Here is a 21,408-nt window from a genome sequence, read left to right as displayed (position 1 = left end):
GTTTTTTTATTTAATCATATCAATCATTGATTTGACAGTCACCTCAGGTAATTGTTTTGTTGTTTGATTGCCTCGGCGATTAAACGTGACAGTGACTGTTTCTCCCGGTAATAAATCAAAATAGTTTTTTGAAAAATATCCTTCGTCCTCTGTCTTTAACTCAATACTTTTGACGAAAGCTGTCGTTGATATATCAAAACACTGCTTGTCCTCATCACGCCGCACCGATAGTGTTGCTGATTGAAGCGTTAACTCTTTTGTTGGAACAAAGAAATGGTTCTTAGTATCTAACACTTTTTTGTCAACAACTAGTGCTACTTTAAGAATGACGTCGTTTTTTATAGCGCCATTTAGTAACGCCGCTATATCTATTGACTGAACACATTTACTTTCACTACTTTCTATAGTTACTTGATGTGTTTGCTGAGTGATGAGTTGTCCATCTAGATTTAATAGCGTTAAAACCATATCGGCTTTATACGTCTCTAACACATCTGAAATGGCATAAAGATGAAGTACATGATCCTTTTCTTCAATCGAAATTACTACATCTTTGAAAGATTCCTTTACTTGATAGTGGAGTGCTTTCCATCTACCAAAGTAGTCGATACTTGACCATGACGCTACAGGCCAACAATCATTTAGCTGCCAGTAAAGCGTCCCCATACAATAAGGTTTGTGACGTCTATGAGCCTCGACAGCATGCTTGATTCCTTCTGCTTGCAAGACTTGACTCATGTAGAGGAACGATTCAAAATCTTTTGGCTCAGGTAAGTAATTGTCCATATAGCTTTTAATGAGCTGATTTCCAGCACCGTTCTTTTGATGATGACGCATCACATCTGACTCTATATCATAATCCGATGGCTCAGCAAAAGTGTTCACGGTTTCCAGCGACGGGAATGACTGAAAGCCATACTCACTCATAAAACGCCCCACGTTATTATTGTAGGCGTCAAATGGCTGTTTGCCGTGCCAAACATCCCAGTAATGCACATCACCTGCTGTTTTCACACCTAAAGCATGTTGGACATCGTCACCTGTGAGATCGGCTAGTGGGGATGACGGCCAATAGGGTTCATTTGGCACAAGTTCTTTTGTTATCTCTGCTAAGACATCATGAAAAAGTGCCTGATAGTCTGCCCAAAGCTGTTTTCTAACTGTATCAGTATACTTTTGTTTCCAGCCCCAACCAGCTGTTTCAACAAACTCCGCCCAGGCTACATCAATTTCATTATTACCACACCACAAAACGACAGACGCATATTTCCTTAGTCGCTTCACTTGATCAATCGCTTCTTGTCTAACATTTTCTAAGAAAGCGTCATCGCCAGGATACATGGAGCAAGCAAACATAAAATCTTGCCAAACAAGTAGACCTTTGTCATCACAAAGCTCATAAAATATATCTTGCTCATATATCCCACCGCCCCAAACACGCAACATATTCATGTTGGCCGAAACGGCACTTTCAATCTCATATTCGTAACGTTCTTTTGTTACTCGTGTAATAAAACTATCATTTGGAATATGGTTAGCTCCCTTACAAAAGACAGGTGTATCGTTTAATTTAAGGTAAAACGTCTGACCTTGCACGTCGGCTTCTCGAACTAATTCAATTTTTCTAATCCCATGTTTAAATGTCATCTCTTTAAGCAACCGTTCTCCTTGAATCACTTTTACAGTCACATTGTAGCGATAAGGTTCTCCTAACCCCCTTGACCACCATAACCGTGGGTTGATGACTTCAAACGGTATATCTACTTGATTTAATCCATTGTTTAAGCTTTTAGGGAGAACTATTTGTTGATCACCATAACACATTAGTATGGTTACTTCCTGTGTGTCTGTTGACTCAACTTCCATTTTCAATGATAACCTTGCCGCTTCTTTACTGACATGGTTTTGATGAATATACACATCCTTAAGCGCTACTTCCGAATAGGCCACAAGCTCAACAGGCTTCCAGATGCCACTCGTCACAAACCTCGGTCCCCAATCCCATCCATAATGGTACGGTGCTTTTCTAGCAAACACACTTAGTTTATGATGCCCTGTACCACCTAGGTATGAATCATCGTTATCCGCCGGATAATTAATCCCACTTGTAAGCGGCTTCATCATATCGTGGTTGATGGGAGATTCAAACTTAATGAGTAACGTATTCTCTCCTTGGCGAAGGTGTTTTTTTACATCAAGTGTATATGTTCTGAACATATTATCTGTCTTTAATAACGCTTGACCGTTCAAGAGGACTTCTGCATAAGTATCTAATCCATAAAAGATGATCTCAATTCGCTCTTTTTCATAGATATCTTGTTCAATATCAACTGTCGTTTGATAAAACCAGTTCACCTTATCAATCCACTGAACACGTTTTTCTTCCTCTCCATAAAACGGATCAGTAATCAGTTGGTGCTCCATCAAATCCGTATGAATTGTTCCTGGTACAGTTGCTTGACGCCAACGTGTGTCATGCTCTTGTTTAAATTGCCATTCGGTTAGCTGTCTTGTAAGAATCAATTCCTCACCACCTTAACTAAACCATATGCGTTGTTTTTCTTTACCTGATTGGTAAATCGCATGAATCATTTTTTGTGTCTTTAAGGCTTCCTCTGGTTTAATGAAGAGTTCACCACCGTTTATTAATACATCATAAAAGTTGTTGATTTGTTTGACATGATTGACACCCCAATAACTTTTAACCCCTTCACCATAAGAGAAGGTTTCACTCGGATCGTTATCAGCAATAAATGTTCTTCCATCAAATAGATCGACCGTTCCTTTATCTCCGACCATTTTAACGCGTCCATGCTCACAATACAGTTCAATTTCTACCGGCGCATCATAACCGTAGTAATTAATTGTATGAAACGCTGCGACTGTTCCTGACTTAAACTTCACAACACCCTCGGCAGCATCTTCAACTTCAATTTGTTCATGGGCACGGTTGCTGATTGTAGCATCAATGTAGTCGATATCATCATCGACAAACCAACGTAATAAATCCAGTGTATGGATGGCTTGGTCAATTAATACACCGCCCCCTTCTTTATCCCATGTCCCTTTCCAGTCACTCTTACTATAATATTCATCTGATCGATCCCATGTAACACTTGCCTTTGCAGATGTGATTTTACCTAATGTACCATCCGTTAATAAACGTTTAATCAGTTGAACACCAGCATTGTATCTATTTTGAAAAATGACACCAAAATGTGTGTGCATTTCTTTTGCGACCTTTAACATATGAGCAGCATCTTCATAATCAATCGCCATTGGTTTTTCTGTTAAAACGTGTAGCCCTCTTTTTGTTGCATCAATTGAGACAGGAGCATGTAAATAATGTGGTAAACAAATATGAATGGCATCTAATGCCTCTTCATCAAATAATTGTTGATAATCCGTATAAGCCTTGCAACCCAATTCTTCTGCACGTGCTTTGGCACGTTCTGGTTTATTATCACAAACAGCGACAAGCTCTGTATACTTATTTTCTTTTACCGATTGGGCATGCATAGGAAAGATATTACCACAACCGATAATAGCGACTTTAATTTTAGCCATAATAAACAGGCCTCCTTAATTTAATTTTCTATATTGGCCAGGTGTCACACCGACTTCTTTTTTAAATTTACGCGTGAAATTAGCCACGTCCTTATAACCAACGTCATGCACAATCGCTTTAATTGGTTTTGACGTCACGGTTAACTGTTCTTTCACATACTCCATACGTAAATCTTGAACATATTGCTTGAAACTTAAACCGTAATGCTCTTTGATTAACTTAGAGGCATATGATGCCGATATATGATACTTATCTGCAATACTTTCTAAAGATAAATCATAATCTTTATAGTGTACTTGGATATATTGAATAATCTCTTGAACCATACGATTATTATCATCGGCTAGTTGAACTTGTATCTCTTGACAAGTAGCGTCAATCAGTTGATACAAGTGGTCTTCTAATTGATCTAACGTAACAAAATCAACCAGACGATTAAACGTAGTTTCTTCTAAAGCTACGCCCATTTCAGACAACGTTCTAACGACTGAATTAATGACATCAAAACAGACGGCTTTTAATGCATTTAAAGAGCGCTCACGCTCTCTTAAATTCTTAAATATAAGCGTTAATGTCTCATTAGCAATCGTTTGTTGACCTTGTTTAATCGCTTGAAGTAACTTTAGTTGTTCTTCTTTTAAGTAACCTAAACTCTCTTCTGTCGATGTCGTCATTTCATCAAAGAAAATCGTACTACTCGCTGGGTAATAACTCATATAATTATAAGCAACCATCGCTTCTAAATAAGATGTGTGGACTTGATAAACACCTTCAACAATTGTTCCCGTGACGACTGTTGGTTCAATCTTCATTAACTGTTTTATACGCTTAATATATGCTGTTTGGTCCGCTTTATTTTTACGGTCCATACCAACAATTAACGCTTTATCTGTTAACTTCAGTAAATCAACCACATACCCCTGCATGTCTTTATAGTTTAAGTGTTGCTCGACACTTTGTTTAAACGTTTTAGCAGATGCCATATCTAAGTGTAGAACAAAAACAAAATAATGCGGTTTATCTAAGTTAAGTTGTAGCGACGATGCCATTTCAGTCATCGTTTCTTTCGCCGGATACTCGCCCTTTAACAAGTGCATCCAAAACTGTTGCTGTGCAAACGGCCGGTGCTTGTACAATGTTTTAGACAAGGCTGCTTTGTCATGATTTAATTGTTCAAAAGCATGCATCAACTGTTTTATTTCATTAATCTCCTGATGCTTTCCTTGTTTTTGTACTGGTTTTACTTGCTTAACAAGTAAGTCAATAGGTTTATATTGATATTTACTTAAAACATAGGTAATGATCACGCCAACGAAAAATACAACGAGCAACATGAGCAAATAACTGGTTAGCGTCCCTTTAAATAAGCTGAACAATTGACCTTCTTGGAGAATACTAATATAAGACCAGCCATCATTGCTTTCAACAAGCTTCAGGGCGTAGTTCTTACCGTCAATAATTATACCCTCATCGTTTTTTGCCTCTTTAAGTATTTCATCAAAATCGAGCTGATCCGTTGAGAAATGCTCATCATTTATATATTCAACTAATACGTCCTGATTCTCATCTAATATATAGGTATGACCAACTAAATCAGATAAAGTTGTCGTCATCGCCGATACAAAGTGTTTTTTTTCGATCATGTACGTTACACTACCATGAGGAAAAAGACTATTTGGTACAATCGGTTGGATAATAGCTAAATACTCTCGTCCCTCACGTGTATTTAACACTTTTGCTTTTGGCATTTCTTCTTGAAATAAAGCAGATAGTTCATCTGCTGTTACATTGGTAATTTCATAACGTTTAATAAAGTTATCTGGCGCATGGTAGCCTCGACTCGTATATATTTTCTCTGGGTTTTGATGATAAACAAGGGCAATCTCATCAAATAAAATACTATTTGAACGGTACTTACCTAACTCTTGAATACCTTCATAAACATAGTAAGGATGTGTTAAATGATAGCTATTTAAACGTGCGTCACTCGATATCCTCGTCGCAATATTTGTAAACTCGCGTTTTCGGTCATTGATTGATTCGCTTACCTGTCGTAGATTATTTAAACTTGCCTGTTCCAGCTCTTCTTGTAAATCAGCAATAAAATTCACATACACAAACATCCCTAATAAAGCAAAGGGAATAATGAACGCCACGAAGTACGATAGTAAATAACGATAAAAGATTTTTTGTTTGAAAATAGTGAACATAACTTTCTCCCCTTGATTCATTATTCCTTTAAGTTTCTATTAATTTGGGCTTACTTGTAGTTTTTTAGTTTCAATCGCTGTACAGGCTCTATGTCCAAACCAAAGGATCGGATAAAGCACCAATGTGATACCAAAGAATGCCGTTAAAACAGGTAAAAACATAAACAGGTAGAAAATGAGTACCGCACTAATTAATACGGCGATTGTCTCCATCGGTTGAACAATCGCAATGTAAAGTGACTGCTTAAAATATTGCCATCCTGTTAATTCATATCGAACAAACACTGTCATAAAGATTAAAAAGCTCGCTAGAGCAATAGAACTAATTAAGATTAAAAAGAAATGAACGAGTGACCACTGAATGAATACTTCAGAAATTCTAAAATCAACAAAGAGAGTAAAGCCAATCAACACCCAGGTATAGCCAAGTATGTTCGCTTTGACAAATCGTCTTTTATATTCTTGCCACATACTGATATGAATCTTCTCGCTTTCCCCTTGAATCATGCGATAGACGGTTCTTGCCGCAGCAAAGGTTGCCGGAAAAACCCCTAATACACCCACTCCTAAAAATGTTAGCCCTAACCACATAAAGTGGATGAACATCACGTTACTTAACCATGAACCTATCTCATAAAATTTCTGCATAAAACCATTCATTGTTGTCTATCCCCTCTCGTTCATTTATCTAGTATAGCTCACTTTAAGAAAATTTCAATTACCGGTACTATCACATTAGGCTTAACGACAGGTAGGTTAAGGACGATATCGTCTGGTTCTATTTGTGTTTCTGTACTTGTAATGACTTGTTCTGGATCAAACGTTTCATAAAATACTTCAGAGCCGTCATGTAAAAACTGTGCATAACGCACATGTGCTCTTATACCTTTGATATGAATATGTCGAAACGGCCAAGAAAAAACATGGACATATAAGACACTATCTTTCTGTGTTAACCGACAATCAAGCGGGTCGGCAAACTGACTTGGACCACAGCCAACGATTGATTTTTCATGCAACCTCATCCAGTCCTTCACGCCATCTAAACGGGCCTGTGATTCAGGGTCTATTAACCCTCGTGCATTAGGCCCAATGTTTAGCAACAAGTTGCCTCCTTTACTCACGGTATCAATGAGCATTTTTAATATTTGTGAGACACTCTTCCAATTACCGTTATACCGGTCATATCCCCAGCTCTCATTTAATGTTTGACACGCTTCCCACAAAACTGGTAAGTCATTCTCAATTAAAGGTTGTTGTGGCTGATATTGCTCCGGAGTAAGAACCCCTCGCTGAATATCTAACCGATCATTGATTAGAATGTGGGGTTGTAACTCACGTGTTAAAGCTTCAATACCATAACCATCCCAGTCTTTCTCGCCTTTTCCTTTAGACCAGCCCCAATCTCGATGGGGATAAGAAAAATCATACCACATATAGTCTATCTTGCCGTAACGTGTTAAAAGTTCTGTAATTTGTCCTTTTAAATACGCACGGTACACCGACATATCGCGTGTATCCATTGTCCCCTTTGCGTCTTCTTGATTACGCAAGGGATGTAAACCATCTAAAGTAAAATCTGGATGGTGCCAATCAATCAACGAGTGATATAACCCAACTTTTAAGCCGCGTTTACGTGCCTCATCCACATAAATCTGCACAATATCTTTTTTAAAAGGGGTATTGGTTACTTTGTAATCGGTCAGATCACTATCCCATAAAGCAAATCCTTCATGATGCTTGGTCGTTAAAACAACATATTTCATGCCGGCTTCTACCGCCTCATCTAACCATGATGAAATAGCTAACTGATCGGGATTAAAGTGATCAAAATATTGCTGGTAAGTTTCCAATGAAATCTGTTCTGTCGTCATTAACCATTCATGCCTTGCCGCTAAAGAAAATAAACCAAAATGAATAAACATCCCAAAGCGGTCGTGCGTAAACCAGCTCGGGTCTTGAAATTCATCGGGCCAATTACTATAAGATTGACGCATCAGTTTTGTGCCTCCTTAATCAAATCGAATCTCTTTTCCTGTTTGACTGGATTCATAAATAGCTGCTAAGATTTTCATCACTTCTAGCCCATCTTCGACCGGCGCGATAGTCGTCATATGGCCCTTCGCACAGTCCACAAAGTGATTGATCTCATTTTGAAAACTCTCGTTAAAATCAAATGTTGGTGCATCTATTTTCGGTGTGATGTCTGTTAGAACATTATGCTGTTCCGTATACAAGCTTAGCGCAGGCTCAATTGTCGCACCACCTTTTTCACCAAACAGATGGACCTCGGTCTTATCTTCTTTGCCATGAAGTGTAAAGCTTGCGTCAACGGCAAGTGTCGCACCATTCTCAAACTTTATCATGGCTGTTGCTAAATCCTCTACTGTATTATGATCAGGATCATAGTCAGCTGCTTGATAAAAAGACTTATATTCAATATTTGCCCGATTGCCCAGGGCTTTATATGTGCTTCCAGTGACTGATTGTACTTTTGGCTTACCCATAAGATACCAACACATATCAATAATATGTACACCAATATCAATCAGTGGACCTCCACCTGAACGTTCAACATCACTAAACCAACCACCAGGGTTCCCTAGTACACGTAATGACGAAGCCTTCGCGTAGTACAGCTGACCTAAATCACCCGCGTCGATAAACCGTTTTAACACTGCGGTATTTGTCGCAAAACGTCTAACAAAACCGACTTGTAATGTTTTCGTTGATTTCTCAACTGCTTTTTGAACCCGCTCTGCCTCCTCAACCGTTTTACTTAATGGTTTTTCTACAAGTACGTGCTTATCATTTGCTAATGCTGCAATGGCGATGTCAGCGTGAGAATTATTCCACGTACAAATACTCACTGCATCTAGCGTATCCAGTGCTAGTAAATCTTGATAATCCGTAAATACATGCTCAATATTATATTGTTTTGCTTTCACCTCTGCACGATCTTTTTTCAAATCACATACCGCAACCAACTCGACTTCGGGATGATGATGATATGATTGAAAGTGCATGTCAGAAATAGACCCTGCACCAATAATACCTACGCGTAATTTACTCATACGTTTCTCTCCTTTTATTCGTAATAAGATGTCATCAATTTAAAAGCAATATCAGTGGCCATTAAACAAGGCTCAATACCTTCAAACTCAATAGATAGATTGCCATCGTAACCTGAATCTTTGATCATACTTATAATGGTAGGAAGGGGGATATCTCCATGTCCTGTTACTGCGCCGCGCAGTTGATTGTTATTTATTGTAGAGAAAAACCCTTGATTTAGTGGATGCTTTGTCTTGCGATAATAAAAATCTTTCAAGTGAATCATCGATGCATAAGGCAAACATTTTTTTACCGCATAAAGCGGGGATTCATCAACACATAGGAAATTTCCCACATCTAAAGTCAATTTAAAATTATCACGGTTAACTTTTGTTATAATAGTGATTAATCGATCACTCTGCTGAATAAAATAGCCATGATTCTCAATCGATACTGTTATGTCGTACTTTTCAGCATAATCAGCTATTTCCTGACACGCTGAAACAATGTTCGGTAACAGTTCGTTAAAACGGACAATCGTTGCTTCCCTCGGCGGTAAAAACCCAACATCAAACCGCATGGTTTTAAGTCCTAACTGGTGCGCAATATCAACATGTGCCTTGATTCGCTCAATTTCGTTTGAAAGCTCCACTCCGGTTTGAAGTAGATCAGAACCAATCGCATAGTTTGATAATGGCAGGTCTAGTTGTTGCGATTTTTCATTAATCGCTTCTATTAATTCTGGCGTCTCTAACAAATCAAAATTGAGCGGCACTATTTCAATGTGACCGGCCTCTTGTAGTTTCACCCACTCCATCACATCTAAAATCGACATACGGCCTTCATTCATCTCTTGCTGCAGACTGTATGAGCTAATACCTAATGTCATTGTATGCCTCCTATCGAATGATTTTGACAAACTGTTCGGTCTCATTAGACTTATAAGCCGCTTTAACTACTTCGAGTGTTCTAAGACCATCTTCTCCCGTTATAAACGGTGATTTGCCTTCTTTAATACATGTTAAAAAATCTTGAATAAGGGCTTCATCCATATCCACACCCCAAGGTATCTGTATCACTTGTTGCGCGTGATCATCATAGAATGTTGTTGTGTCTTTAAAACCATCGATTTTAATGGTTCCCTTCGTTCCAACGACCTCCATCAACACATCTCCCCACATAGGAAATGTCTTTGGCCGAGACCAACTTGGGTCAAGATTTAATAACGTGCCACTCTTCATCTCAATAATTACTTGGCCAGCATCTTCTACGTCAATATCATGAAATAGCGTAGCTAATCTGGCATAGACTTGATCCGCTTCATCGTCTAGCATCCAACGAACCACATCCATAATATGCACGATATGATCTGTTGCCGCACCGCCACCTGCTTTTTCTTTATCAATAAACCAACCTCCTGGAAGTTGTCCATGGTTAGCTGCATTGATTGCGATCACTTGACCAATCCCGCCCTCTTTTACATAATTGACGGCTTTTTCTACAGCGGGAATAAACCGTACAGGATAAGCAATCTGCAGTGTGACCTGATAATCCTCACAAGCTTTAATCATAGCTTTTGCATCATCTATCTCCGTCGCAATCGGCTTTTCACAAAGAATGTGTTTACGGTGCTTCGCCGCTTCAATGACTAAATATTTATGTTGATTGTTTTCACTGCACACAATAACCGCATCAATTTCAGTCGTGAGCAACGCCTCTAAATCTGCATAAAACGTCGTATTGTAGCTGTTAGCTGCTTCTTCGCCACGTTGGCGATCACTATCCCAAATCCCTAATAACGTTACCTGTTCTTGTGCTAACAATGCTTTGGCGTAGCTATGGGCATGCATATGAGCAAAGCTAAGAATCGCTATATTCATACGATATTTCCTCCTTTCACAGCGACAGATTGTTGACTTATCAACGATGTTTCTGTTGCCCGAACGACCGCTAAGGCAGTATTTATCGATACTTCATTAGCTTGATGAGGAGCTTTTTCATGCAAGGCATACCATAGATTTTGTGCGTTCATCTTTGTCGCAACGCTATCAAGAACCGTACTTTTACCTTGAGACAATACAACGGCCCCGCATTCGCTGTCACTTCGTTGGACAAGCATCCCGCGCTCTCCGGTGACCTCAAGTTCAACAAAGTCAGCTGCATCTGAATAAATGATTTGAACGTTTGTTATCGTCCCTTGTTCATGTTTAACTGATAGAACAATCACTGTTCGGTTTGCTTTATCACGCTTAACCGCAGTAATAGATTCAATCGGTGACATCGTTGTGTCTAACCACATATATAAGCTAAGAAGCTCTTGTGTCAATGTGTTTGTTTGACCTCCATTATGCTTATAAAGCGTCAATCGATTTATTGCTTTATCTTTAAAACCAGCCGCAATCAGCTGCTTACTCAGCGCATGAAAATGTGGTGCGTGAGCTAATGGGTTTACCCACTTCACGTCACCAGCCGTATCAATCGCAGCCTTTAGTTGATCAAAATGAGCGGCTGATTGAATCAGTGATACTGGTAATGCCAAGATATTTGCTTGATTTGCTATTGCCATGAGCTCATCTAGTGAAAGCGCATCGTCCATTACCCAAGTGATGACATCATCAGATGCGGGTATCATCTTACTTAATGCGTCAAAGCGCTCTTGTAATGTACGGCTTTTTTGACCGATTACTTTTATTGTCGACATACGCTTCCTCCTATTCTTCGAACAAATGCTTTAAATACGCTAAACCTAAGTGACTCGCCATGCGGCACTCTTCCATACCTTCAAATTCAAGCGTGAGATAACCATCGTATCCACTTGCTTTAATTAACTTCGCTGTTTCAACTAAGTTTAAATCACCCTGTCCTAAAATAGCCCCCCGGATATAGTTGCCACTTGCCGTATCAAACCACTTACCATTTAATGGCGGTGCGTAATAAGGCTTTCGGTAAAAATCTTTAAAATGAATAAGTGACGCATGTGGTAAAAGCTTTTTAATCCCTACCAGTGGATCTTCATCTACACACAAGAAGTTCCCTACATCAAGTGTGACCTTGAAATTCTCACGATTGACTTTCTCTAAGACACGAATTACCCGGTCGCTGTGCTGTACTGCCATGCCATGATTTTCAATCGTTGTTGTAATACCAAATTGAGCGGCATAATCAGCAACTAATTGACTTCCTTTCACCACTTGATCAAGGTGAGCTTCTAAATAACTAATCGTTCGACACTCTGGTGGCAAAGTAAAGAGTGTTACATCGTGGCGCATGTGCTTAATTCCCATACGGTGCAATAAGTCGACATGGCTTTTTAACCTTTCAACTTCTTCTAAAAATGCTGTTTCTGTTTCGTGAATAAAGTTTGCTGGTAACGCATAATTGGATAGTTCTAGCCCTAATGATTTTGCCTTTTCAACAAGTTGATCAGCTAGTGCATAATTATCAACTAACGTGTAACCATAGGGTACAAGCTCAAGATGATCAAACCCTTGTTCACTAACCCAAGTGACGACATCCAAAATATCCATTTCTCCACTATTAATCGCATCTAACAAGCTATAACTACTTAATCCATATTTCATCACATGTTCCGTCCTTTCTTAATCGATACATTATAGTTAAAAGACTTAACCAAGAGGATGTGCTCAACGATCCTCTCGGTTTGTTTTTGCAAGCGGGCTGCCTTTCACATAGATACCCATCTCTGTTAAGACGAATTCACTAAACATCATATTTGCCCATGAGAACCATGGTCGAGTATATTGATTGGGATCACTCACATGAAAACCTTCGTGCATCAATTCTGTTCCAGCATCCGTATGAAGAAAATGATCTATTATCCGCTCTCGCTCTGCTATATCAGTGGTCGTCATACCTTCAATCGCAAGGGCAATATGCCAAATATATTCAGGTGGTGTATGCGGACTGCCAATCCCTTTAGCCACATCACCTTCGTAGTAATAAGGATTATGCTTACTTAATAAGAACTTACGCGTATTCTGGTAAATTGGGTCCTTTTCATCTAAATAACCTAAATACGGTGCTGACAGTAGACTCGGTACGTTCGCATCATCCATTAAGACATAATTCCCATAACCATCTGTTTCATAGGCATATATGTCACCGAACTCCGGATGATTCACTTTTCCATATGTTCGAATGCCCTCTTCAATTTCTTTCCTTAAATTTTCTGCGGATTGCTCTAAATCGACATCGCTAAACACTTTACTAGCGATTTCTGCTACATAACCAAGTACGACAACTGCAAACATATTTGAAGGAATTAAATAGCCATACTGACAGGCATCGTCACTCGGGCGAAAACCACTCCAGGTCATCCCTGTTTCTTTTACTGGTGCACCTTTCCCGTTATGAGAAAGGGTGTCTTGGGCCGGACAGCCTGTACGAACAAAGCTGTAGTCTGATTGGTCATGATTTTGCTCTAGTCTCCACGTAGCAATAATCGTCTGAAGCGCTTTTTTAAAGTCCGGCGTAAAAACATCTGTGTGACCGGTAGATTTCCAGTAAAGGTAAGCAAGTTGAATCGGATAACATAATGAATCAATTTCATATTTACGCTCCCACATCCAATCCGTCATATACGTCTCATCATCGTGATAACGGGCACCATTTGGTGCTTGATTAAACGCATTAGCATAGGCATCGTGATTAATGAAGTTGATTTGTTGATGAACCACACCACGAATCATATCTCTAAATCCATTATCTTTTTCAGCAAGGATCAAATATGGGCGTACTTGTGCTGCCGAATCCCTGAGCCACATTGCCGGAATATCACCCGTAATGACAAATGTGTCGTCACCATGTCGTTGAATCGTCGTTTCATACGTGTTTTTAAAAGCTTTTTCAAACATCCGCCCAATTTTAGGCGTCGCATGAAAATGTTCTTTTACCTCTTGAATTAAATCCAACATGACTGTTGGTAATGTTGTTGTCATTATTTACTCACCTCACTTGACTTGATACCGACTGTGAACACTTCATGGCCATTTACCTTCACATCGTTACTTATTAACGGCTGATGTTCACGCTCAATCACATCACTTTGATAATAGGTCCATTTTTCATCTGCATTTAGGTTAAGACGATGTTGTTGATGATCTAAATTGACATAACGAAGCATGACATCGCCTGAGGCCTCGGCTACTTTTACATTTGAATAGCTCAGTGCCTTCGTCTTATCAACACCAATAAAGCGGTGTGTCGCTGGATATGTGCCACCTTGTACAGGTAACGCTTTTGTTATAACCGGTGTCTGGAATGCATGTGCTAACTGATAGGCATCAAAACGTTCTGCTTCACCACTATGCGGGATGATACGATATTCAACCGTTTGTTCACCTAAACATTGTGCCTTCGGTGTTGGAAAATGTCCCCAGTCTCCTAGCTCACCAACCGCTCGCAAGAGCGTGACGGCAATCGTTGTCTCTTGTGATGAGAGAATTTCATACTCGTTTAACCCTTTATTCGCAATACACAAACCCTGTTGAACGCTTGACACATCGACATAACCTTGTTGGTGTTGTGAATAATCTGGATTCGTCCACTCGCTGTTCGGTGTGTTTTGACGTTTAGCTGCTTCAAACACACTTTCCGCATAATGATGTTCTGTTTTCATAGCCGTATTAAATAATGCACGCAAGCGATGATCTTTTATATTATTATTTAACGTTGTTTTCACATCGACATACGTTGCTTGATGCGACAGTGTCACGAAGGTTTCAATTTTTAATGGTTTCTCTTTAAGCGACCGTTCAGACTGTCTATTTGTAAACCAGACAAGCTCTTTTTGTTCCTGTTCTAACGTCTCTTGCGCTGATTCAGGCAATAACCATTCGTGTGTGATTTTATACGTTGCTGAAATAGGAGAATCTTCGACTAATTCTATTTGTGCTACTTCGTTTTCTGTCGTTCGAACGAGGCCATCACTCGATTGTTTATACATGTATTCATTACCAATATCACCGGTATCTTCATATACATTTAATCCTCGGTATTTTTTAGCTGTACGCTTGTCTGTTATATTAAGTGAACCATTCTGAGCAATTTCTACAGTTAAATAGTCATTCTCCATCTGGCATGCCTTATTCACAAGTGAGGTTGCAGGGCAATCACCTTTAACGAGCGCAAAGACTTGATACCCAAGAGCCGGAAGTGCTTGTGCATTAAAAGTGAGCGTCACACGACGTGCCATATAAGGCTGTCTAAATCGATCATCTGGTAAATCATAGTCAAATACGAGACCTTGGTCTTCAATTTGAACCGGATACACATTTTTATGCTCATCAGTAACGACAAACCCATCGACACTAAGCTTTCTTAATGATGCTTTATTGACACCATCTCGGTAATAAGCTCGTTTTAAATCTAACGTTACTGTTACAGTATCTGTTCTGGGGTCACCCAGTGTATTAAAGACAACGAAAGGATAGACTTCCTCATCATCAAACACATCTGTATGAATATGTTTGATGATTTCCTCTAAAGTACGGTCAATCAACATCTCAGTAAAATGCTCGCTCTTTTTAAAACGTGTCACCATCTCATCATGCACTTCATCGACACTGCAGCCACATATGCTGTCATGCGGGTGATTCTGCATCAATGTCTTCCATGCGTAGGCAAATAAATCATGATCATACGTCTGATCAATTAAATAGCGAAACGCGGCAAGTGGTTCAGCCACTTTTTCTAATAATGTTTGTGTTTTTTCATTCATTTGTTTTAAGTACACGCGAGAAGACGCCGTATTGACAAGCGTTCCCCAACCATCCGTGTGTTGAGAGCGTAACTCTCCTTCAACGACTTTTAAGTCTTGCTCTTTTGTTTCCTTTGTGATTGCATCAATATAATCATTGAAAGATGAATGAACAAACGTATAGTCTGGATAAAGGCGGTTAGCTAAGGCAATCGCTTCCGATAAATTCATTTGAATCGGTTGATGATCACAACCGTTGAGCATTAATAGATGTGTGGTCGATGCAAATGTTTCAAGGTTTTTTAAGTGCTCGTCCCAATAACGCATCGCTTTTTCTTCATCTACCGGAATTTCATTTCCGTTACAATACCAATTCGCAAATAAAATGCCTGTGACCTCCGTACCATCAGGAGATTGCCACTTCATCTCAGAGTAAGGTGATTCATAAGCACTTGCGTCAATCACCGCATTATTAAAGCCAGTTGGCTTAACTCCACGTCCAAAAGCTGCGGCTTTTATATCTGCTTGTTGTAAAATTTGTGGTGCTTGACCGATGTTGCCGAATGAATCTGGGAAATAGCCGATTTTACTAAGTCCTCCCCATTTTTTCGCATCACGCATACCGTATTGTAAATTGCGCACATTTGCTTCACTACTCGTTAAAAATTCATCTTGCAGTACATACCATGGGCCTACTTCCAATCTGCCCGCTTCTATTAACTTTTTAATTTGATCTGCTTTTTCTGGCCTTACTTGTAAATAATCATCTAAAATAATCGTTTGACCATCTAAATGAAAACTTTTGAAGTTCGGATCTGTTTCCAACGTATCTAACAATTGGTCCATCACTTCAATTAGTAAATAGTGATGTTTTTCATAAGGTAAATACCATTCCCTGTCCCAATGGGTATGAGAAATAATGTGTACCGTTTTCTTTTTATTCATGAGGTTCCCTCCACCTATTGTTTATGTATGACCGGTGGGGCATCAGCCCCACCAGCCCTTACTTAAACGTAATCAAATACGTTTTAATTTCATATGGGGCAATGTCGTCTGTAATCACTGAATCTTTTACAACGTCTGTCATAGCTTCTTCCATTAAATTCACTTCTTGATAAGTAGCTATGGGATAAGCTGACGTTAAAGATACTTTTCCTGATTTTCCTTTATATTCATGCAGACGAACAATTAATCCATCATGATCTTCTGCTTTTTTAACCGCATCGATCATAATATGTTCCGCTTCACACGTGAATAGTTGGTCTTGAGTGAAAGTTACCTGACCTGGTGTCAATGCCAGTGGATTATTCAGTGACCATGCTTCAGCAGCTGTTTCTGCCTCGCGCCAATCACCTACGTGTGGGTAGAGGCTATAAACAAATTGATGCGTGCCAATGTCACAATCCGGGTCTGGGAATGTTGCACCTTTTAATAGAGAGAGACGCATCACATGGTCTTTAATGTCATAGCCATACTTTGAATCATTGAGTAAGCTGACGCCGTAACCCGCATCAGAAAGGTCGGCCCACTGATGGCCAACTGTTTCAAATCTAGCCCAATCCCAACTCGTATTCCAGTGTGTCGGACGCTTCACGTTACCAAATTGAATATCATATGTTGCTTCTGTTTGACGTACATTGACAGGGAAGGCTACTTTAAGTAAGCGTTGACGTTCTTTCCAATCGACGTCTGTTTCATAATCAATGCGTGCTGTATCTCGATATACCACCATCGTTTGTTTAATGACTGACTGATTATAGTGCCATGTGAACATCACTTTAGCACGTAAAGGCGTTAATTCAACTAAGCGCACATCTTGTAAATCACTGACCGTCTCATATTTTTCTTGATAAAAAATATCGATATCCCACGCATCAAACATCAGTGGCTTATCTTCAAAAACATGTAACACATTACCGTTTTCGTTAGGTTTTAGTACCGGTTTTTCGGCGCGTTTATCAAAGAGCTTAGTTAAGTGCCCCTGTGCATTCCACTCGATATCATAAAACGGTGTACTTAGCGTGTGCCCTTCCATTTTAAACGTGACTTCTTCGTGCGCTGGTTTACTTTCATTTGCTGGATTAAAGCGGATAACTTTGGTACCTAAAGCTGGAATATCTCGCACATAAACGAGCCACGTATCATCTTGCTTAACGGCTTCTAATGGCTGATGGTCACTGTCTGTCCAAGTACCCGTTTGGGCCAAGCTATCTGTACACTCAATGACTTCATCTCGATTTGTTGTTGCGCTATTATAGATTGTATAAACGCCTGTTTCGCTCAATTGTCTCTTACTCAATACACCTTCAGCAGCTGTTTTAGCAAGAGCCTCTGCTTGTTCATACTCTAATTTGGCGTCTTCATAAACTTCTTTAATCGATGAACCTGGAATAATATCATGAAACTGATTGCGTAGAATCGTTTTCCATCCCACCGTCAAATCCGCCGCCGGGTATTGATCAAACTGTTTTGATTCAACCGCTTCCCAAGCATTAAGCCACTCTGTATCTCGATATAATAACTCAAGCTTTCTATTCATCTTTTTCATATAGGCCTGCGATGTATACGTCCCGCGGTGGAATTCTAAATATAATTCTCCATCCCACGTATGAACATAGTGATCGGTTTCGCTAACTGTTTTCTGCAGTCGGTCAAAAAAGTCTTTTGCTTTAGCTGGCTTAATATTCGGTAAGCCTGGCATTTTATCCATACTTCGCTGAATTTCCAGCATGTCACGGTTTACACCGCCACCACCATCACCATAACCGTATGATAGAAGTAGATCTGTATTAAGTTCTTTATCTTGATATTCCTTCCAAGAATCTTGGAGTATTTTTGGCTCCATATAGCCGTTGTACGTGTAGTACCGTGATTCTGGCCAAGGTTCAATCGTTGTAATGAAGTGCGTTAACACTTCACTGCCATCAATCCCACGCCAATTAAATGTGTCGTGTGGCATCCTGTTATATTGACTCCAACTGATTTTTGTTGTCATAAACGTATCAATACCTGACTTTTTAAGTATTTGCGGTAACGCCCAACTATAGCCAAACACATCCGGTAACCATAAATAGGTGCTTTCTTTTCCGAATTCTTCCTTTAAAAACCGCTTCCCAATTAAGAACTGACGCACAAGTGATTCGCCAGATGGAATGTTACAATCGGCTTCTAGCCACATACCACCGTCCGCTTCCCAGCGCCCATCAGCGATCCGTTGCTTCATTTTTTGATAGATGTCCGGATAATCTTCCTTCATATATTCATAGAGCTGTGGCTGACTCTGCATAAATAAGTACTCTGGATAATCTTCCATCAACTTTAATACAGTGGAGAATGAACGTGCTGATTTTTCACGCGTATGCTTTAACTGCCAGAGCCATGCCACGTCAATATGGGTGTGTCCAACACTGTGATACGTAATATCACTCTGTTTCCCGATGTCTTGAAGCTCTTTTTCGAAGTGTTCTTGAGCTAAATATACTGACTGATAAAAATCATCTGACCCTTTATTTAACCAATTGATTTCTTTAACAGCCTTGTTCAAGGCTTTTGTAAGCTGATGGCGAACAGTATCACTCGCATCAAGTGTCTTGATTGTTTCAAGTGCTGTCCAAGCATCAAAATAGAATTGATCAACCTTCGGATCAAGGCAAGCAATAGCAGCACGTTGCAATTTATATTCTTGTTCACGTGGTTCACCGCCACCTTCTAACCCACTCCATAAACGAAAATCTAGTTTCAACACATCACCAGCAACTTCGTTAAATAGTACCTCTTTATGGTTGGAATCAACACCTTGATAAGGCTCATCGTTAACATAAAGTAATGCCTCAAATCCGGAGTTATTTCCTCCGCCTGTTTGACCAAAATCAAATAACCCGATGACACGTTGGTTTTTCCATTCAGCAGGTACAGTCACACTTTGTGATAACCACGCGTAACAATCACGGCCCTTCCAATGGTCTCCAATAGTGATTGATGTTGTATGTGATTGTTCACCTATCGGATACTCGCCAACAGCAGCAGCGTGATCGATTGTGAACCTCCATTCGCTAATAGGTGTTGTATTCCTGTAGCGGTACTGACTTAATTCTTGTATGCGACTATTTAACTTATCAATCGTAAAAAACAACTGTCTTCCTCCTCTACTTAAAAGTAAAGGCTCGGCAAGAAATAACCGAGCCTTTTAGCTTCATGTTACCGCTTAATTTTGAGCCCAGCGATCATAGGCTTCTTGGTGAATATTGATATACTCTTCTACATTCATGCTCTTAATTGTTGACACATAGTCATCCCAATTAGATAAAGGCTCTACCCCTGTAATAAAGCGCGCTTCCATTTGCTCGATGTATGAACTTAAATCTTGTTGAATCGTATTCACTGTTCGTTGTTCATCATCTGTTAAGTATACAAGTGGGAACGGTGTTTCAGAAAATGGCGTGATTTTCTCTTCTGTTTCTGCTTGAATAAACAAATCAAAATCAGAACGTGGTTCACCTTCGACTAAGTCACCAAGCATAGGTGGTGTAATACCGTAAGTCGGTGTTAAAGTCGCACGATACTCTTCTGGCGATTCAAATCCTTCTGGTGCTGGTAGTGGGTTACGTGTACCATCTTCATTCGCTTCCCATAGATACCCTTCTGGTCCTTTGTCAAAGAAGTCACGGCCCTCTGTTGAATACCAATAATCAATCCAGCGCATCGATGCTTCTGGGTGTTCATTGTATTTCGTTAATGAGAATGTTCCTCTTACCATACCTGGATTTGCCGGCACAACACGGTCTTGTGACCATTCACTTGTAAGCGGGAAGAACATTGGGTCTTTAACTGCTTCTTCCTCAGGTTGTCCTGTTGTAAAGAATGAGAACCAATCTGGGAATAAACCGATACGATTTTCTTGACCTTTTGCTTTTTTCTGTTCATCTGCTTGAGAGAATGTTTCTGGGTCTAATAATTTTTCGTCATAAAGTTTATTCATAAATTCTAAGTATGCTTTATAGTTGTCAGTCATCGGTGCGTAACGTACCTCACCGTCATGCTCTTCAATGCCCCACTCTTTCATACCAAAAGCAGCCATTAGCCATGCGCGGCTACTGTTCATTTGAACGTCTGTCAAAGGAATGGTGTCATCTTGACCTGAGTTATTAGGGTCTTCATCTCTAAAACGAACCAATAGGTCATAAAATTCATCTACTGTCTTAGGTAATTCTTCTACTCCTAAGTTTTCTAACCACTCACCGCGGTACCATAATGGCCCACGTGCCCACACAGCCGTTGGGTGGTTATTAATAAATGGCAAGGAATAAATGTTACCATCCGGCGTTGTAACCGAACGTGCAATCTCTGGGTTCTCATCCATTAAAGCTTTTAAGTTCGGCGCATACTCATCAATTAAATCGTTGAGTGGTAATAACACACCTTGACGGCCGTAATCCACTTCCATACCGGGTGTTAAATTACCTGTACCTGCCCCTAAAATAATATCTGGTAAATCTTGGCTAGCGAAAGCTAAGTTTAGACGTGTTTGGAAATCACTTACTGGTGGTGTGATATATTCAAATGTCATATTTGTCATCTCGCTATATCGCTTTAAAGTGACCATGTTTTTCCAATCTTCAATCCCAACACCTGGTGCCATTAATGATAATTTAATTTCCTCGTCCACAATCGGGAACCCTTCTTTATGAACAGCGACTTCTCCGTTTGTTTCTTCACTTGTACCATTCACATCAGACGTATCATCGCCACATGCGACAAGAACGCTTAATAGTACTAATACCATTGAAAAGCTAAGTAATAATTTCTTCATAATTTAAACCCTCCTATTTTTAGATAATCATTATGTTTACCTTATGATA

14 protein-coding genes are annotated in these 21,408 nt (G+C 39.7%); all 14 read right to left on the bottom strand.

Translation table 11 applies throughout. The annotated features are described in order from the left end of the window. Positions 1 to 6: 6 nt before the first annotated feature. On the bottom strand, positions 7 to 2,523 hold the full coding sequence (locus tag BM163_RS00740; protein ID WP_089799189.1) for a beta-mannosidase: 2,517 nt from the start codon (positions 2,521 to 2,523) through the stop codon (positions 7 to 9). A gap of 12 nt (positions 2,524 to 2,535) precedes the next feature. Further along, entirely contained in the window at positions 2,536 to 3,567 is a 1,032-nt protein-coding gene (locus tag BM163_RS00735) for a Gfo/Idh/MocA family protein (protein WP_089799187.1), read from the bottom strand. 15 nt (positions 3,568 to 3,582) lie between these two features. Then, on the bottom strand, positions 3,583 to 5,778 hold the full coding sequence (locus BM163_RS00730) for a helix-turn-helix domain-containing protein (RefSeq protein WP_170243597.1): 2,196 nt from the start codon (positions 5,776 to 5,778) through the stop codon (positions 3,583 to 3,585). A 39-nt stretch (positions 5,779 to 5,817) separates the two neighbouring features. Continuing rightward, on the bottom strand, positions 5,818 to 6,438 hold the full coding sequence (locus tag BM163_RS00725) for a YesL family protein (RefSeq protein ID WP_089799183.1): 621 nt from the start codon (positions 6,436 to 6,438) through the stop codon (positions 5,818 to 5,820). A 38-nt stretch (positions 6,439 to 6,476) separates the two neighbouring features. Then, complete coding sequence (locus tag BM163_RS00720; RefSeq protein ID WP_089799181.1) at positions 6,477 to 7,775, bottom strand: alpha-L-fucosidase; 1,299 nt, start codon at positions 7,773 to 7,775, stop codon at positions 6,477 to 6,479. A 15-nt stretch (positions 7,776 to 7,790) separates the two neighbouring features. After that, positions 7,791 to 8,852 (bottom strand): Gfo/Idh/MocA family protein, encoded by a 1,062-nt coding sequence (locus BM163_RS00715; RefSeq protein WP_089799179.1) that lies wholly within the window; start codon positions 8,850 to 8,852, stop codon positions 7,791 to 7,793. Between the two features lie 14 nt (positions 8,853 to 8,866). Then, positions 8,867 to 9,721: a sugar phosphate isomerase/epimerase family protein gene (locus BM163_RS00710; RefSeq protein WP_089799177.1), complete on the bottom strand. Its 855-nt coding sequence runs from the start codon at positions 9,719 to 9,721 to the stop codon at positions 8,867 to 8,869. Between the two features lie 10 nt (positions 9,722 to 9,731). Next, positions 9,732 to 10,712 carry a Gfo/Idh/MocA family protein gene (locus BM163_RS00705; protein ID WP_089799175.1) on the bottom strand — a complete coding sequence of 327 codons (981 nt, stop codon included), beginning with the start codon at positions 10,710 to 10,712 and terminating at the stop codon, positions 9,732 to 9,734. Continuing rightward, the gene (locus BM163_RS00700) at positions 10,709 to 11,533 is read right to left on the bottom strand and encodes a hypothetical protein (RefSeq protein ID WP_089799173.1); all 825 of its coding nucleotides are present in this window, start codon (positions 11,531 to 11,533) and stop codon (positions 10,709 to 10,711) included. The genes BM163_RS00705 and BM163_RS00700 overlap by 4 nt, the downstream gene beginning before the upstream one ends. Positions 11,534 to 11,543: 10 nt before the next feature. After that, positions 11,544 to 12,413, bottom strand: coding sequence for a sugar phosphate isomerase/epimerase family protein (locus BM163_RS00695; protein ID WP_089799171.1), 870 nt, complete (start codon positions 12,411 to 12,413; stop codon positions 11,544 to 11,546). 63 nt (positions 12,414 to 12,476) lie between these two features. Beyond that, a complete protein-coding gene (locus BM163_RS00690) occupies positions 12,477 to 13,790 on the bottom strand; it encodes a glycoside hydrolase family 125 protein (protein WP_089799169.1) in 1,314 nt (437 codons plus the stop codon). Continuing rightward, a complete protein-coding gene (locus BM163_RS00685) occupies positions 13,790 to 16,495 on the bottom strand; it encodes an alpha-mannosidase (RefSeq protein WP_089799168.1) in 2,706 nt (901 codons plus the stop codon). Before BM163_RS00685 ends, BM163_RS00690 begins: the two co-directional genes overlap by 1 nt. A 58-nt stretch (positions 16,496 to 16,553) precedes the next feature. Then, the gene (locus BM163_RS00680; RefSeq protein WP_089799166.1) at positions 16,554 to 19,682 is read right to left on the bottom strand and encodes an alpha-mannosidase; all 3,129 of its coding nucleotides are present in this window, start codon (positions 19,680 to 19,682) and stop codon (positions 16,554 to 16,556) included. 72 nt (positions 19,683 to 19,754) lie between these two features. Further along, complete coding sequence (locus BM163_RS00675) at positions 19,755 to 21,359, bottom strand: extracellular solute-binding protein (RefSeq protein WP_089799163.1); 1,605 nt, start codon at positions 21,357 to 21,359, stop codon at positions 19,755 to 19,757. Positions 21,360 to 21,408: the final 49 nt, after the last annotated feature.

It is taken from the genome of Halolactibacillus alkaliphilus, from assembly GCF_900115465.1.
In the GTDB taxonomy this organism is placed as follows: domain Bacteria; phylum Bacillota; class Bacilli; order Bacillales; family Amphibacillaceae; genus Halolactibacillus; species Halolactibacillus alkaliphilus.
This window is presented reverse-complemented; position numbering and strand designations above follow the sequence as displayed.

Coding starts and splice junctions, on each gene's coding strand:
- BM163_RS00725 (WP_089799183.1), bottom strand. CDS start 6,438: ATGAATGGTTTTATGCAGAAATTTTATGAGATAGGTTCATGGTTAAGT.
- BM163_RS00685 (WP_089799168.1), bottom strand. CDS start 16,495: ATGAATAAAAAGAAAACGGTACACATTATTTCTCATACCCATTGGGAC.
- BM163_RS00690 (WP_089799169.1), bottom strand. CDS start 13,790: ATGACAACAACATTACCAACAGTCATGTTGGATTTAATTCAAGAGGTA.
- BM163_RS00705 (WP_089799175.1), bottom strand. CDS start 10,712: ATGAATATAGCGATTCTTAGCTTTGCTCATATGCATGCCCATAGCTAC.
- BM163_RS00730 (WP_170243597.1), bottom strand. CDS start 5,778: ATGTTCACTATTTTCAAACAAAAAATCTTTTATCGTTATTTACTATCG.
- BM163_RS00710 (WP_089799177.1), bottom strand. CDS start 9,721: ATGACATTAGGTATTAGCTCATACAGTCTGCAGCAAGAGATGAATGAA.
- BM163_RS00675 (WP_089799163.1), bottom strand. CDS start 21,359: ATGAAGAAATTATTACTTAGCTTTTCAATGGTATTAGTACTATTAAGC.
- BM163_RS00715 (WP_089799179.1), bottom strand. CDS start 8,852: ATGAGTAAATTACGCGTAGGTATTATTGGTGCAGGGTCTATTTCTGAC.
- BM163_RS00695 (WP_089799171.1), bottom strand. CDS start 12,413: ATGAAATATGGATTAAGTAGTTATAGCTTGTTAGATGCGATTAATAGT.
- BM163_RS00720 (WP_089799181.1), bottom strand. CDS start 7,775: ATGCGTCAATCTTATAGTAATTGGCCCGATGAATTTCAAGACCCGAGC.
- BM163_RS00735 (WP_089799187.1), bottom strand. CDS start 3,567: ATGGCTAAAATTAAAGTCGCTATTATCGGTTGTGGTAATATCTTTCCT.
- BM163_RS00700 (WP_089799173.1), bottom strand. CDS start 11,533: ATGTCGACAATAAAAGTAATCGGTCAAAAAAGCCGTACATTACAAGAG.